Here is a 14,264-nt window from a genome sequence, read left to right on the forward strand (position 1 = left end):
ATGCGACGTACCCGTGCTCACGAACAACGCCGCGACCGCAGCGACCAGAGCTACGAGCACCCGACCGATTGCCTTCATCATCTCCCTGACTGTCTCGACGGTGCCGGATCACCCGCGGTCCACCATCATTCGGTTGTGTGTGCAGTCATCGTGCTCACTGCACGGTTGGCGCGAGCAGCGAATGAGGGTTCTCACAGGCCGCTCTTACGTTGTGCCAATCGTTGACAGGGAGAACATATCGGTGGCCCCGGCGCCGGGCAACGGAAGGGCACGCGTCGCGGCCTCCCGGACGCCGCCGGCGAACCGTTTGCTGGATGGTCGCGCAGCGAGGCGTCGGGGCACGGCGGCGCGCCGCTTCCGGCCTCGAGTTCGGGGCCGTGGTGGGCCGCTGTCCGCCGGCTTCAACCGTGGTGCGGCGGTACGTTCTCGCGCAGCCAGTCGTCGCGATCCCGCTCGTCGGGATGCTCGTGGCCACCGCGTTCCCGGCGAGCCGAGGACGGCTCGGCCGGCGGGTCTCCCTTAACTGACGGTGAACCGTCGCGGTCCGGGGTGATCGCGGCACCTCCTCCTTGTGGTCAAGATCACAGTTTGCCGAGCGGGCGCGGCGTGTCCGACGGGGCGATGCCGGGATACCCGCGGGCGCCGACCCGCGGCCGGCACGCCTTCAAATCTCCAGACTCGACAGCTCGCCGATGATCTGCCGGGCCAGCGGCGTCAGCGTCGCCATGCCGTCGCGCACAGCGAACCGCGAGCCGGAGATGTTGACCACCAGCGTGCTGCCCGAGATCCCGGCGAGTCCGCGGGACAGGCCGGCGTCGACGATGCCGGCCGCCAGGCCCGACGCGCGGATGGCCTCGGCGATGCCCAGCAACTCCCGGTCGAGCACGTCGCGGGTAGCTTCCGGCGTGATGTCGCGGGGAGTGACACCGGTGCCGCCCACCGACACCACCAGATCGACGCCGCCGATGACGGCGGTGTTGAGCGCGCTGCGCACCTCGACCTCGTCGGCCGCCACGACGACGACCCCGTCGACGAGGAAACCCGCCTCACCGAGCAGTTCGGTGACCAGCGGTCCGCTGTGGTCGTCCTCGTCGCCGTGCGCGGTGCGATCGTCGACGACGATCACCAGCGCGCGACCCACCAACTCCGCCGCCTGTTCCATGGCAACACCGTATCGCTGTGGACCGACAGGACGGCGGCGGCTCCGGCGCGATCAGGCGTCGAACGTGGACAGCCGGTCGATCACGTGGGTCGCGAGCGGGTTCAAGGTCGCCATGCCGTCGCGGATGGCCGACCGCGAGCCCGCCAGGTTCACCACGAGGGTGCTTCCGGAGATGCCGGCCACACCCCGCGAGGAACCGGCGTCGACCGCGCCGGCCGCCAGCCCGGAGGACCGGATGGCCTCGGAGATCCCCAGCAGTTCGCGATCCAGCACGCTGCGGGTTGCTTCCGGGGTGACGTCCCGCGGCGACACGCCGGTCCCCCCGACCGACACCACCAGATCCGCGCCGCCGATCACCGCCGTGTTCAAGGCGTTACGGATCTCCACCTCGTCGGACGCCACGACCACGACGCCGTCGACGATGAAACCGGCTTCGACCAGCAATTCGGTCACCAGCGGCCCGCGGGCGTCGGCGACGTCACCGTGTGCGGCGCGATCGTCGACCACCACCACGAGCGCCCGCCCGACGAACGCCGGGTCGGCCGGCGCGACCACCGAGAGCTCGGCCGGCGCGACGGCGCGGATCACTGCGGCGCCTCGCCGAGCGTGACCTCGACGGTCTTCTCGGCACCCGAGTCGTCCCTGTAGGTCAGCGTCACCTTGTCGCCCGGAGCCCGGGAGCGCACCGCGGCGACCAGCGCCTGCGAACTGGTGATGGTCCGGTCGTCGACCTTGGTGACCACCACGCCGGTGGGTAGGCCGGCCGCCGCGGCAGCGCCACCGCCGACCACCTCGGCGATCCGGGCGCCGTTGACGCTGACGTCGTTGGCGACCTGGACGCCGAGGGATGCGTGCGTCGCCTTGCCGGTGCTGATCAGCTGTTCGGCGATGCGTTTGGCTTGGTCGACCGGGATGGCGAAGCCGAGGCCGATGTTGCCGCCCTGCGATTCCGGCGAGTCGCCGCCGAGCGCGGCGATCGCGGTGTTGATGCCGATCAGCTCGCCGTTCATGTTGACCAGCGGGCCGCCGGAGTTGCCGGGGTTGATCGCGGCGTCCGTCTGGATGGCGTCGAGCACGGTGTTCTGGTCTCGGCTGTTCCCGGCCGACGACACCGGCCGGTTGAGCGCGCTGACGATGCCGGAGGTGACGGTGCCGTCCAGGCCCAGCGGTGAGCCGACGGCGACGACCTGCTGACCGACCCGGACATTGGCGGACGAGCCGAGCGCGATCGGGGTCAGCCCGGACACGTTCTGCGCCCGGACCACGGCGATGTCGGTCGCCGGATCGGCGCCGACCACCTCGAACGGCGCGGTGCGACCGTCGTGGAAGCTCACCGTGGTCTCGGGCCGTCCGCCCGTCGTGCGGGTGTTCGCCGCGTCGATCACGTGATTGTTCGTCAGGATGAGCCCGTCGGCGGAGAGGACGACGCCCGAGCCTTCCGACATCGCGCGGCCGGTGACGATCTCCAGCTTCACCACGCTGGGCACGACTTTGGCCGCCACCTGCTCCACCGAGCCTTGCGGCGCGGCGGCGGCCGCGGGCACTCCCGGCGTCGCCGGTGCGCCGAGGGTCGTGGTGGTCGTGGGCCGGTCGGGCTGCGCGAGCAGCGCCACGCCACCGCCGATGCCGCCCGACACCAGTGCCAGCGCCACCGCCCCGGCCGTCAACGCACCTGCCCGCGAACGCTTCTGCGGCTCCGGGCGGGTGGGGTAGGCCCCGGTCTGCGGGTGCCGGGCGCCGGGGTCGCCGTACTGCGGGTACCCCTGCCGATAGGGCTGCTGCGCATACCGCCAGTCGTACGGATACGACGACGGATAGGGCGTTGTGCCCGTAACCGACTGCCGCTCACGGAAACCGGTGTCCTGGTCACGGCCAGGCGGAGGGGGCGAGAACCTCGGGTTCGTCATGTCGCGCGGTCGCTTCCTGTTCACTGCCCGGCTGCTGTCCGGGACGGATTATGCGATGCCATCAGCGTGCTCGGGTGGTCTGAGAACGCACTGAGAAGGAGTTCGCATCATCCCGAGACTTTTTCGGCCGCCGACACGACCGCCGGCCCCGTCGACGACGGGCGCCCCGGGAGCAACATGTGGATCGTCGTACCCGGCGGGTTGCCCCCCAAAACGGTGTCCTCGATGTGCAGGCTGCCGCCGTGCTTGAGCACCACCTGCTTGACGATCGCGAGTCCGAGGCCCGAGCCCGGCATTGCCCGGGCCTGCGTCGACCGGTAGAACCGCTCGAACACGAGCGCACGTTCCTGCGGCGGAATGCCCGGCCCCTGGTCGGCCACTGTCAGGTCCGCATGCGCCGGATCCGTCTGCCGCAGCCGCACGGTGACGCGGCCGTTGGGCGGGCTCCACTTCGCGGCGTTGTCCATCAGGTTGAGGACCGCACGCGACAGGCCGGCGGCATCGCCGAAGACCTGCCAGCCGACGACGTCGACATCGAACTGGATGTCGTTGCGGCGCCGTCGAACCCGCTCGAGGCAGCGGTCGACGACGTCGACGAGCTCGACCGCCTCGTACACCACGCAGCCGGCATCGTCGCGGGTGAGGTCGACGAGATCGCCGACCAGCGTCGACAACTCCTCGATCTGGGCGATGACGTCGGCCCGCAGGCCCGCCATCTCCTCCTCCGGCAGCCGCGGCGCGCCCGGCGCCATCGAGGCCATGAGCAGCTCGACATTGGTACGCAGCGATGTCAGCGGCGTCCGCAGCTCGTGGCCCGCGTCCGACACCAGCCGGCCCTGCCGCTCGCGCGACTCGGCGAGCGCCCGCAGCATCATGTTGAAGCTCTCGGTCAGCCGGGCCAGCTCGTCGCTGCCGGCCACCGGGATCGGCCGCAGGTCGTCGGTGCGGGCGACCCGTTCGGCCGCCTCGGTCAAGCGCCGCACCGGCCGCAGCCCGGTCCGGGCGACCATGCCGCCGGCGACCGCGGCGATCACCACCCCGGCGCCGCCGATGATCAGCAGCACCGTGCCCAGACGTCGCAACACGACGTCCGTCGGGTCGAGGCTCTTCGACAGCATCAGCGTGCTGCCGTTCGACAGCCGCAGGGCGAGCACCCGCTGGTGGTCAGCCGTCCGCAGCGACAGCAGCAGCCGGCCGGACACCACGTCCTTCTCCGGCGCACCGATGGGCAGGCTCTGCCCCTCCTGGTTCGCCGCGAAGCGGGTGCGGCCCGGGATGATCAGCACCGCGTTCACGTCCGAGTACGCGGTGCCTTCGATCGCCTTGGCCGGATCGGCCTCCAGCGAGCCGCTGTCCATCAGCAGCCGGGCGCGGCTCTGCAGCTGGTTGTCGATGTCCTGGTACAGCGCGGCCGACACCACCGCGTACACCGCCGCCGCCATCAGCACCACCACCAGCGCCACCATCGACATCGCCAGCAGCATCACCCGCGCCCGCAGCGACAGCGAGTTCGGCGCCGCCGCCGGTGAGATCACGGCGGCGTCTCCCGCAGCACGTAGCCGACGCCGCGCACGGTGTGGATGAGCCGGGACTCCCCCTGCGCCTCGGTCTTGCGGCGCAGGTAGCCGATGTAGACCTCGAGCGCATTGCCCGAGGTCGGGAAGTCGAAGCCCCACACCTCCTCGAGGATGCGGCTCCGGGTGAGCACCCGGCGCGGGTTGGCGATCAGCATCTCCAGCAGGGCGAACTCGGTGCGGGTGAGGCTGATGCGCCGGTCACCGCGGGTGACTTCACGGGTCGAGGGGTCGAGGCTGAGGTCGGCGAACGTCAGCGCCGGCGATTCGATGGCGGAGTCGGCGGCGGTCCGGCGGAGCAGGGCGCGGATACGCGCGAGCAGTTCCTCCAGCGCGAAGGGCTTGGGCAGGTAGTCGTCGGCGCCGGCGTCGAGTCCCGCCACCCGCTCGGAGACCGAGTCGCGGGCGGTCAGCACCAGGATGGGCAGGTCGTCGCCGGTGCTGCGCAGCTGCCGGCAGACCTCCAGGCCGTCGAGCCGCGGCATCATCACGTCGAGGACCAGCGCGTCGGGCCGGTCGGCGGTGATGGCTTCGAGCGCTTCGACGCCGTCCTGGGCCAGCGACACGGTGTAGCCGTTGAAGGACAGGGAGCGGCGCAGCGACTCGCGGACCGCGCGATCGTCGTCGACGACTAGTAGACGCACCGGTTCAGTGTCGGCCAGCCGCCTGAGATCCGGCTGAGAGGCGCGCCGCGGCGCGCGGCGGTGCTAGCGGCGGTCGAGGTCGATCAGGCCGAGGCGGGCGGCCTTGAGCAGGCGGCGGGGCACCTTGTGCTGGCGGCCGCCCACGGTCACGCCGACCAGTTCGGCGGGCTTGGCCTTCCACTGGGCGCGTCGACTGCGGGTGTTCGCACGCGACATCCGGCGCTTGGGCACAGCCATGGGTACGGCTCCTTCGGGATCGAACGATTGCGGCCGCGGACGTGAACAGCTCACCGGCGACGAAAAGTTGACCTCAGGATAGCCGCTTGGCCGCGGTGTCTCCAAAGCGCCGTGAGGTCGGGTCGCCCCGTCGTGCCTTGACGCGGTACCGCCGGGATCGGCTAGCCTGCTGCTGACCTACCAGTTGGTAGGGAGCGCAGCGATCGGAGTTCGAGTGGTGACAGCGGCCCGGCGCGCGGTGCGCATCGGCAACTGCTCGGGCTTCTACGGCGACCGGCTGGCCGCGATGCGCGAGATGCTCACCGGCGGTGAGCTCGACTATCTGACCGGCGACTACCTCGCCGAACTCACGATGCTCATCCTGGCCCGCGACCGCGCCAAGGACCCGGCGCGCGGCTACGCCAAGACCTTTCTGCGCCAGCTCGAGGACTGTCTCGGGCTGGCGTCGGACGCCGGGGTGCGAATCGTCACCAACGCCGGCGGACTGAATCCCGCCGGTCTGGCCGACGCCGTGCGGGCGCTCGCGCAGCAGGTGGGCGTGCCGGTGCGGGTGGCGCACGTCGAAGGCGACGACCTCGCGGGCCGAGCCGCCGAACTCGGGCTGCCCGGGACGCCGCTGGCGGCGAACGCCTACCTGGGTGCGTGGGGCATCGTCGACTGCCTGAACGCCGGCGCCGACATCGTGGTGACGGGCCGCGTCACCGACGCCTCGGTGACCGTCGGTCCCGCGGCCGCGCACTTCGGCTGGTCGCGCACCGACTACGACGCGCTCGCGGGCGCGGTGGCCGCGGGGCACGTCATCGAGTGCGGCACGCAGGCGACCGGCGGCAACTTCGCGTTCTTCACCGAGCTGCCCGACCTCCGCCACCCGGGCTTCCCGCTCGCGGAGATCGCCGCCGACGGCTCCGCGGTGATCACCAAACATCCGGGCACCGGCGGGGCGGTCACGGTCGACACCGTCACCGCGCAGCTGCTCTACGAGGTCGGCGACGCCCGCTACGCCAACCCCGACGTCACCCTGCGCCTCGATTCGGTCGCGCTTGACGACGACGGCCCCGACCGCGTGCGCCTGCACGGGGTTCGCGGTGAGGCGCCGCCGCCGGACCTGAAGGTCAGCCTCAACGAGGTCGGCGGCTTCCGCAACGAGATGACGTTCGTGCTGACCGGCCTGGACGTCGACGCCAAGGCGGACCTGGTGCGGCGCCAGCTCGACGCGGCGCTTTCCGCGCGGCCGGCCGAGCTGCAGTGGACCCTCGCGCGCACCGACCACGTCGACGCCGACACCGAGGAGACGGCCAGCGCGCTGCTGCGGTGCGTGGTCCGCGACCCCGACCCGGCGAAGGTGGGCCGCCGGTTCTCCGGCGCCGCCGTCGAGTTGGCGCTCGCCAGCTATCCCGGCTTCCACGCGACCGCACCGCCGGGCGACGGCCAGGTGTACGGCGTCTTCGCGCCCGCCTACGTGCCCGTCGCACAGGTGCCGCACGTCGCCGTGCATCCCGACGGCACCCGCGTCGACATCTCCCCGGCCGTCGAGACCCGCGCGCTGCAGCCCGTCGCCGAGCCCGCGCTGCCGCACCCGCCGCAGCCCGGCCCGATGCGGCGGGCACCGCTAGGGGCGGTCGCGGGCGCCCGCAGCGGCGACAAGGGCGGCAGCGCGAACATCGGCGTCTGGGTGCGATCACCCGAGCAGTGGCCGTGGCTCGTCCACACCCTGACCGTCGACCGACTCCGCGAGCTGCTGCCCGAGACCGCCGGGCTGCCGGTGAGCAGGACCGTGTTGCCGCAGCTGCGGGCGCTCAACTTCGTCGTCGACGGCATTCTCGGCCGCGGCGTCGCGTACCAGGCCCGCTTCGACCCGCAGGCCAAGGGCCTCGGCGAATGGTTGCGAAGCCGTCACCTCGACATCCCGGAGGACCTGCTGTCATGAGCATCTGGACGACGCCCGAGCGCGAAACGCTGCGCAAGACGGTGCGAGCCTTCGCCGAGCGGGAGATCCTGCCGCACGTCGACGAGTGGGAGCGCGCCGGCGAGTTGCCGCGTGAGCTGCATCGGCGGGCCGGCGAGGCCGGGCTGTTGGGCGCCGGGATGCCCGAGGAGGTCGGCGGCGGTGGTGGCGACGGCGCGGACGCCCTGGTCATCTGCGAGGAACTGCACACCGCGGGGGTGTCGGGTGGCGTGTTCGCGTCGCTGTTCACCTGCGGCATCGCCACCCCGCACATGGCGGCGACCGGTGACCGGCGGCTGATCGACACGTTCGTCACGCCCACGCTGCGCGGCGAGTTGATCGGCGCGCTGGCGATCACCGAACCCGGCGGCGGCTCCGACGTCGGGCACCTGACCACCACCGCCCGCCGGGAGGGCGACCACTACGTCGTCAACGGCGCCAAGACCTACATCACCTCCGGCGTCCGCGCCGACTACGTCGTCACCGCGGTGCGCACCGGCGGCCCGGGCGCTGCCGGGGTGTCGCTGCTGGTGGTCGAGAAGGGCACGCCCGGCTTCGAGGTCGGGCGCAAGCTGGAGAAGATGGGCTGGCGGTCGTCGGACACCGCCGAGCTGTCCTACACCGACGTGCGGGTACCCGCCGAGAACCTCGTCGGGGCGGAGAACTCCGGCTTCGCCCAGATTGCCGCGGCGTTCGTGTCCGAGCGGGTGGGACTCGCGGCGCAGGCCTACGCCAGCGCGCAGCGCTGCCTGGACATCACGGTGCAGTGGTGCCGCGACCGGGAGACGTTCGGCCGGCCGTTGATCGCGCGCCAGGCGGTGCAGAACACGCTGAGCGAGATGGCCCGCCGCATCGACGTCGCCCGCGTCTACACCCGCCACGTCGTCGAACGGCAGTTGGCGGGTGACCACAACCTGATCGCCGAGGTGTGTTTCGCGAAGAACACCGCCGTCGAAGCCGGCGAGTGGGTGGCGCATCAGGCGGTGCAGTTGTTCGGCGGGCTCGGCTACATGGCCGAGAGCGAGGTCGAGCGGCAATACCGCGACATGCGCATCCTCGGCATCGGCGGCGGCACCACCGAGATCCTCACCTCGCTGGCCGCCAAGGCGTTGGGCTACCAGGCGTGACGGCAGCGACAAGCGGAGCGGATCGCCCATGACACTGCTGCGCTCCACCCTCGATCCGCGCTCGGCGTCCTACGTCGACGCCGCCGAGGCCATGTCGGCCAAGCTGGCCGAGGTGGCCGCCGAACACGATAAGGCGCTGGCCGGCGGCGGGCCGAAGTACGTCGAACGGCACCACGCCCGCGGGAAGCTGACGCCGCGGGAGCGCATCGAGCTGCTGGTCGACCCCGACTCGCCGTTCCTGGAGCTGTGCCCGCTGGCCGCCTGGGGCAGCGACTTCACGGTGGGCGCGAGCGTGGTGATCGGTATCGGCGTCGTCAGCGGCGTCGAATGCCTGATCGTCGCCAACGACCCCACCGTCAAGGGCGGCACGAGCAATCCGTGGACGCTGCGGAAAACGCTGCGCGGCAATCAGATCGCTTTCGAGAACCGGCTGCCGGTGATCTCGCTGGTGGAGTCCGGGGGCGCGGACCTGCCCACGCAGAAGGAAGTGTTCATCCCCGGCGGGCAGTTGTTCCGCGACCTGACCCGGCTGTCGGCGGCCGGCATCCCGACGATTGCGCTGGTGTTCGGCAACTCGACCGCCGGCGGCGCCTACATCCCCGGGATGAGCGACCACGTGGTGATGATCAAGGAGCGCTCCAAGGTGTTCCTCGCCGGCCCGCCGCTGGTGAAGATGGCCACCGGCGAGGAATCCGACGACGAGACGCTCGGCGGCGCCGAGATGCACGCCCGCACATCGGGTCTCGCTGATTACTTCGCGGTCGACGAGCTCGACGCGCTGCGCATCGGCCGCCGCATCGTGAGCCGGCTGAACTGGCGCAAGCGCGGTCCCGCGCCGCAGCCGGCGACCGAACCCCGCTATGACAGCGCCGAACTGCTCGGCGTCGTGCCGCCGGATCTCCGGATCCCGTTCGACCCGCGCGACGTCATCGCCCGGGTCGTCGACGACTCCGACTTCGACGAGTTCAAGGAGCTGTACGGCTCGTCGCTGGTGACCGGCTGGGCGCGCATCCACGGCTACCCCGTCGGCATCCTCGCGAACGCGCGCGGCGTGCTGTTCAGCGAGGAGTCGCAAAAGGCGACGCAGTTCATCCAGCTCGCCAACCGCTCGGACACGCCACTGCTGTTCTTGCACAACACCACCGGCTACATGGTGGGCAAGCAGTACGAGGCCGGCGGCATGATCAAACACGGCTCGATGATGATCAACGCAGTCTCCAATTCGACGGTGCCGCACATCTCGCTGCTGATCGGCGCCTCCTACGGCGCCGGCCACTACGGCATGTGCGGGCGCGCCTATGACCCGCGCTTCCTGTTCGCCTGGCCGAGCGCGAAGTCGGCCGTGATGGGCGGAGCGCAGCTGGCGGGCGTCATCTCGATCGTCAACCGCGCCGCCACCGAGGCTCGCGGGCAGACCGTGGACGACGCCGCGGACGCCGCTCTGCGGGCGGCCATCGAGGCGCAGATCGAGGCCGAGTCGCTGCCGATGTTCCTGTCCGGCCGGCTCTACGACGACGGGGTCATCGACCCGCGCGACACCCGCACCGTGCTCGGGATGTGTCTGTCCGCCATCGCCAGTGGCCCGATCGAGGGGACGTCGAACTTCGGCGTCTTCCGGATGTGAGCGGCATGCAACGGGTACTGGTCGCCAACCGCGGAGAGATCGCCCGGCGGGTGTTCGCCACCTGCCGGCGGCTCGGCCTTGGCACCGTCGCGGTGTACACCGATCCCGATGCTGACGCCCCGCACGTCGCCGAAGCGGATGCGCGAGTGCGGCTCGACGGCGTGTCCGGGTACCTAGACGCCCGACAGCTGGTGGCCGCCGCCCTGGCCGCCGGCGCCGACGCCGTCCACCCCGGCTACGGATTCCTCTCCGAGAACCCGGATTTCGCGGCGGCGGTGATCGACGCGGGCCTGACGTGGATCGGCCCGCCCGTCGCGGCCGTCCGCGCGATGGGCAGCAAGATCGAGGCCAAGAAGCTGATGGCGGCGGCCGGCGTGCCCGTGCTCGCCGAACTGGACCCGGCGACCGTCACCGCCGAGCAGTTGCCGGTGCTGGTGAAGGCGTCGGCGGGCGGCGGTGGGCGCGGCATGCGGGTGGTGCACGACGTCGCCGCGCTCTCCGACGAGGTGGCCGCGGCGCAGCGCGAGGCCGCGTCGGCGTTCGGCGACCCGACCGTGTTCTGCGAGCGCTATCTGGCCACGGGCCATCACATCGAGGTCCAGATCATGGCTGACGCGCACGGCACCGTGTGGGCCGTCGGCGAACGCGAATGTTCGATCCAGCGGCGCCACCAAAAGGTGATCGAAGAAGCGCCCTCACCGCTGGTCGAACGCACCCCGGGCATGCGGGAGCGGTTGTTCGAGGCGGCGCGGCTGGCGGCCGAGGCCATCGGCTACGCCGGCGCCGGCACCGTCGAGTTCCTGGCCGGCACCCACGGCGACTTCTTCTTCCTCGAGATGAACACCCGGCTGCAGGTCGAGCACCCGGTGACCGAGGAGACCACCGGCCTCGATCTGGTGGAGCTGCAGCTGCAGGTGGCCGACGGCGAGCGCTTACCCGCCGAACCGCCCGTCACGCACGGACATTCGATCGAGGCGCGGCTCTACGCCGAGGATCCCGCCGCGCACTGGCAGCCGCAGGCGGGCAGGCTGCACCGCGTCGAATTCCCGGCAGCGGCAACGGCGTTCACGGTCCTCGGTCGCCCCGGCGTGCGGGTGGACTCCGGGGTGCGCGACGGCTCGGTCGTGTCGGTCCACTACGACCCGATGCTCGCCAAGGTCATCTCCTACGGCGCCAGCCGGGGGCAGGCCGCGGCGCTGCTGGCCGACGCGCTGCAGCGCGCCCGCATCCACGGCGTGCGCACCAACCGCGATCTTTTGGTCAACGTGCTGCGGCTGCCGGCGTTCCGCGACGGCGACACCGACACCGCGTTCTTCGACACCCATGGCCTGCACGTGCTGGCGGCCCCGCTCGCCGACGCGCGGGCGGTGCGCTGGTCGGCCGTCGCGGCCGCGCTCGCCGAGGCGGCACGCCGCCGCCGCGACGCCGCCGTGCTGCCGTCGGCGCCGAGCGGTTGGCGCAATCTGGCGTCGGGGTACCAGGTCGCGACCTACGCCGACGGTGCGGGCGACGAGCACCGCGTCGCCTACCGCTACGACCGCGACGCGCTGCGGCTGCCCGACGACCCCGGCGTCGCGCTGGTGACCGCCCGTCCCGACGAGGTGGTGCTGCGGATCGACGGCGTCGACCGGCCGTTCGCCGTCGCCCGCGTCTCGCCCTCCCCCGTCGCTTCGCTCGCCCCCGGGTCGACCTCCCCCGTCGCTTCGCTCGCCTCCGGGTCGCCCTCCCCCGCCGCTTCGCCCGCCCCTGAAGGCGAGGTGTTCGTCGATTCGCCGCTCGGTGCGGTCACGCTGGCCGCGGTGCCGCGCTTCCCCGATCCCGGGGCGGCGTTGGCGCACGGCTCGCTCGTCGCGCCGATGCCCGGTTCGGTCGTCCGGGTCGCCGTGAGCGCCGGAGACGCCGTCACCGCCGGCCAACCGCTGTTCTGGCTGGAGGCGATGAAGATGGAACACACGATCAGCGCACCCGCCGACGGCGTGCTGGCCGAACTCAACGTGGCCGCGGGCCAACAGGTCGAGGTCGGCACCGTCCTCGCACGCATCGACAGCGCAGCAGCAGCAGAAGGAGAACCGCAATGACCGGCTTCGTGGAAACCGAGGAGCAGCAGGCGCTGCGTCAGGCCGTCGCCGCCATGGCCGCCAACTACGGCCAGGACTACTACCTGGAGAAGGCCCGCGCCGGCGCGCACACCGACGAGCTGTGGGCCGAGGCGGGCAAGCTCGGCTTCATCGGCGTCAACCTGCCCGAGGAGTACGGCGGCGGCGGGGCCGGCATGTACGAGCTGTCGCTGGTCATGGAGGAGATGTCCGCCGCGGGCAGCGCGCTGCTGATGATGGTGGTCTCGCCCGCCATCAACGGCACGATCATCAGCAAGTTCGGCACCGACGAGCAGAAGCAGCGCTGGCTGCCCGGCCTCGCCGACGGCTCGATCACCATGGCGTTCGCGATCACCGAACCCGACGCCGGCTCCAACTCGCACCGGATCACCACGACCGCCCGTCGCGACGGCAGCGATTGGATCCTGTCCGGCCAGAAGGTCTACATCTCCGGCATCGACCAGGCGCAGGCGGTGCTCGTCGTGGGCCGGAGCGAGGAGGCCAAGACGGGGAACCTCAAACCCGCACTGTTCGTCGTGCCGACCGACACGCCCGGATTGTCCTGGACCAAGATCGAGATGGAGCTGATCAGCCCGGAGAACCAGTTCCAGGTGTTCCTCGACGACGTCCGGCTGCCCGCCGACGCGCTCGTCGGCTCCGAGGACGCCGCGATCGCGCAGTTGTTCGCCGGCTTGAACCCGGAGCGGATCATGGGCGCGGCGAGCGCGGTCGGCATGGGACGCTTCGCGCTGAACAAGGCGGTCGACTACGTCAAGACCCGCCAGGTCTGGAAGACGCCGATCGGCGCCCACCAGGGCATCTCGCATCCGCTGGCGCAGAACTACGTCGAGATCGAGCTGGCAAAGCTGATGATGCAGAAGGCCGCCACGCTCTACGACAGCGGCGACGACGCCGGCGCCGCCGAGGCCGCCAACATCGCGAAGTACGCGGCGGGCGAGGCGTCGGTGCGGGCCGTCGACCAGGCCGTGCAGTCGCTCGGCGGCAACGGGCTCACCAAGGAGTACGGCATCGCCGCCGCGGTCACCGCCTCGCGGCTGTCGCGCATCGCGCCGGTGAGCCGCGAGATGGTGCTGAACTTCGTCGCGCAGACGTCGCTGGGCCTGCCCCGGTCGTACTGATGCTGGTCGACTACCGCGTCGACGGCGGCGTCGCCCGCCTGACGCTGGACTCCCCGCACAACCGCAACGCGCTGTCGGCGGCGCTGGTGGCGCAATTCCATGCGCGGCTCGCCGAGGCGCAGGCCGATCCGGGCGTGCGGGTGGTGGTGCTCGGCCACACCGGCGGCACGTTCTGCGCGGGCGCGGACCTGTCGGAGGCGACGGGCGACCCGGCCGCGGGGGCCGCGGACCGCGCCCGGGAGCTGGCGGCGCTGCTGCGGGCGATCGTGGCGTCCCCGCTGCCGGTGGTCGGCGCCGTCGACGGGCACGTCCGCGCGGGCGGGTTCGGGCTGGTGGGGGCCTGCGACATCGTCGTGGCCGGCCCGCGCTGCACCTTCGCACTGACCGAGGCCCGGCTCGGGGTGGCGCCGGCCATCATCTCGCTGACGCTCGAGCCCAAGCTGTCACCGCGGGCGCTGAGCCGCTACTACCTCACCGGGGAGAAGTTCGGCCCCGCGGAGGCCGCGGCGATCGGCCTGGTGACGCTGGCGGCCGACGACGTGCCGGCCGCTGTCGACCGGATCGCCGGGCAGCTGCTGCTCGGTTCGCCCCAGGGGCTCGCCGAATCGAAACGCCTGTTCACAGCGGCGGTGCTCGACGGGTTCGACCGCCGCGCCGAGGTGCTCGCCGACACCTCGGCCCGCTTGTTCGCCTCCGACGAGGCGCGCGAGGGGATGCTCGCCTTTTTGCAGAAGCGCCCGCCGCAGTGGGCGCCCGGACCGCCGTCGCCGTCAAGTTAGGGGTTTGGTGGGCAGCGGCGAGATGACGTC

Annotated in this window: 12 protein-coding genes and 1 pseudogene; 6 read left to right on the top strand and 7 right to left on the bottom strand. The window is 71.7% G+C overall.

Features of this window, described 5'->3' with window-relative positions; all coding sequences use genetic code 11:
• The 7 genes and pseudogenes from LV457_RS01565 to rpmF all read right to left on the bottom strand — a co-directional run.
• A pseudogene (locus LV457_RS01565) lies at window positions 1-78 on the bottom strand (porin); the annotation flags it as partial.
• A gap of 586 nt (window positions 79-664) precedes the next feature.
• Complete coding sequence (locus LV457_RS01570; protein ID WP_232168607.1) at window positions 665-1,162, bottom strand: molybdenum cofactor biosynthesis protein B; 498 nt, start codon at window positions 1,160-1,162, stop codon at window positions 665-667.
• A 51-nt stretch (window positions 1,163-1,213) separates the two neighbouring features.
• Window positions 1,214-1,750: a molybdenum cofactor biosynthesis protein B gene (locus tag LV457_RS01575; protein WP_232168608.1), complete on the bottom strand. Its 537-nt coding sequence runs from the start codon at window positions 1,748-1,750 to the stop codon at window positions 1,214-1,216.
• Window positions 1,747-3,069: a S1C family serine protease gene (locus tag LV457_RS01580; protein WP_232168609.1), complete on the bottom strand. Its 1,323-nt coding sequence runs from the start codon at window positions 3,067-3,069 to the stop codon at window positions 1,747-1,749. The genes LV457_RS01575 and LV457_RS01580 overlap by 4 nt, the downstream gene beginning before the upstream one ends.
• Window positions 3,070-3,176: 107 nt before the next feature.
• The gene (locus LV457_RS01585) at window positions 3,177-4,604 is read right to left on the bottom strand and encodes a HAMP domain-containing sensor histidine kinase (protein WP_232168610.1); all 1,428 of its coding nucleotides are present in this window, start codon (window positions 4,602-4,604) and stop codon (window positions 3,177-3,179) included.
• Window positions 4,601-5,287: a response regulator transcription factor gene (locus LV457_RS01590; RefSeq protein WP_232168611.1), complete on the bottom strand. Its 687-nt coding sequence runs from the start codon at window positions 5,285-5,287 to the stop codon at window positions 4,601-4,603. The genes LV457_RS01585 and LV457_RS01590 overlap by 4 nt, the downstream gene beginning before the upstream one ends.
• 63 nt (window positions 5,288-5,350) lie before the next feature.
• A complete protein-coding gene (gene rpmF / locus LV457_RS01595) occupies window positions 5,351-5,524 on the bottom strand; it encodes a 50S ribosomal protein L32 (protein WP_232168612.1) in 174 nt (57 codons plus the stop codon).
• 238 nt (window positions 5,525-5,762) lie between these two features.
• On the opposite strand from rpmF, the gene LV457_RS01600 reads away from it, so the two are divergent.
• From LV457_RS01600 to LV457_RS01625, 6 genes are read left to right on the top strand one after another with little or no spacing between them, the layout of a single operon-like run.
• The gene (locus tag LV457_RS01600) at window positions 5,763-7,451 is read left to right on the top strand and encodes an acyclic terpene utilization AtuA family protein (protein WP_232169187.1); all 1,689 of its coding nucleotides are present in this window, start codon (window positions 5,763-5,765) and stop codon (window positions 7,449-7,451) included.
• The gene (locus LV457_RS01605) at window positions 7,448-8,596 is read left to right on the top strand and encodes an acyl-CoA dehydrogenase family protein (RefSeq protein WP_232168614.1); all 1,149 of its coding nucleotides are present in this window, start codon (window positions 7,448-7,450) and stop codon (window positions 8,594-8,596) included. The genes LV457_RS01600 and LV457_RS01605 overlap by 4 nt, the downstream gene beginning before the upstream one ends.
• A gap of 34 nt (window positions 8,597-8,630) precedes the next feature.
• Window positions 8,631-10,220 carry an acyl-CoA carboxylase subunit beta gene (locus LV457_RS01610; RefSeq protein ID WP_232169188.1) on the top strand — a complete coding sequence of 530 codons (1,590 nt, stop codon included), beginning with the start codon at window positions 8,631-8,633 and terminating at the stop codon, window positions 10,218-10,220.
• Between the two features lie 5 nt (window positions 10,221-10,225).
• A complete protein-coding gene (locus LV457_RS01615; RefSeq protein ID WP_232168615.1) occupies window positions 10,226-12,298 on the top strand; it encodes a biotin carboxylase N-terminal domain-containing protein in 2,073 nt (690 codons plus the stop codon).
• Window positions 12,295-13,455 carry an acyl-CoA dehydrogenase family protein gene (locus tag LV457_RS01620; protein WP_232168616.1) on the top strand — a complete coding sequence of 387 codons (1,161 nt, stop codon included), beginning with the start codon at window positions 12,295-12,297 and terminating at the stop codon, window positions 13,453-13,455. Before LV457_RS01615 ends, LV457_RS01620 begins: the two co-directional genes overlap by 4 nt.
• Window positions 13,455-14,234 carry an enoyl-CoA hydratase family protein gene (locus LV457_RS01625; RefSeq protein ID WP_232168617.1) on the top strand — a complete coding sequence of 260 codons (780 nt, stop codon included), beginning with the start codon at window positions 13,455-13,457 and terminating at the stop codon, window positions 14,232-14,234. The genes LV457_RS01620 and LV457_RS01625 overlap by 1 nt, the downstream gene beginning before the upstream one ends.
• Window positions 14,235-14,264 lie beyond the last annotated feature (30 nt).

It is taken from the genome of Mycobacterium sp. MYCO198283 (genome assembly GCF_021213805.1).
GTDB lineage: Bacteria > Actinomycetota > Actinomycetes > Mycobacteriales > Mycobacteriaceae > Mycobacterium.

Coding starts and splice junctions, on each gene's coding strand:
- LV457_RS01570 (WP_232168607.1), bottom strand. CDS start 1,162: ATGGAACAGGCGGCGGAGTTGGTGGGTCGCGCGCTGGTGATCGTCGTC.
- LV457_RS01580 (WP_232168609.1), bottom strand. CDS start 3,069: ATGACGAACCCGAGGTTCTCGCCCCCTCCGCCTGGCCGTGACCAGGAC.
- rpmF (WP_232168612.1), bottom strand. CDS start 5,524: ATGGCTGTGCCCAAGCGCCGGATGTCGCGTGCGAACACCCGCAGTCGA.
- LV457_RS01605 (WP_232168614.1), top strand. CDS start 7,448: ATGAGCATCTGGACGACGCCCGAGCGCGAAACGCTGCGCAAGACGGTG.
- LV457_RS01615 (WP_232168615.1), top strand. CDS start 10,226: ATGCAACGGGTACTGGTCGCCAACCGCGGAGAGATCGCCCGGCGGGTG.
- LV457_RS01620 (WP_232168616.1), top strand. CDS start 12,295: ATGACCGGCTTCGTGGAAACCGAGGAGCAGCAGGCGCTGCGTCAGGCC.
- LV457_RS01625 (WP_232168617.1), top strand. CDS start 13,455: ATGCTGGTCGACTACCGCGTCGACGGCGGCGTCGCCCGCCTGACGCTG.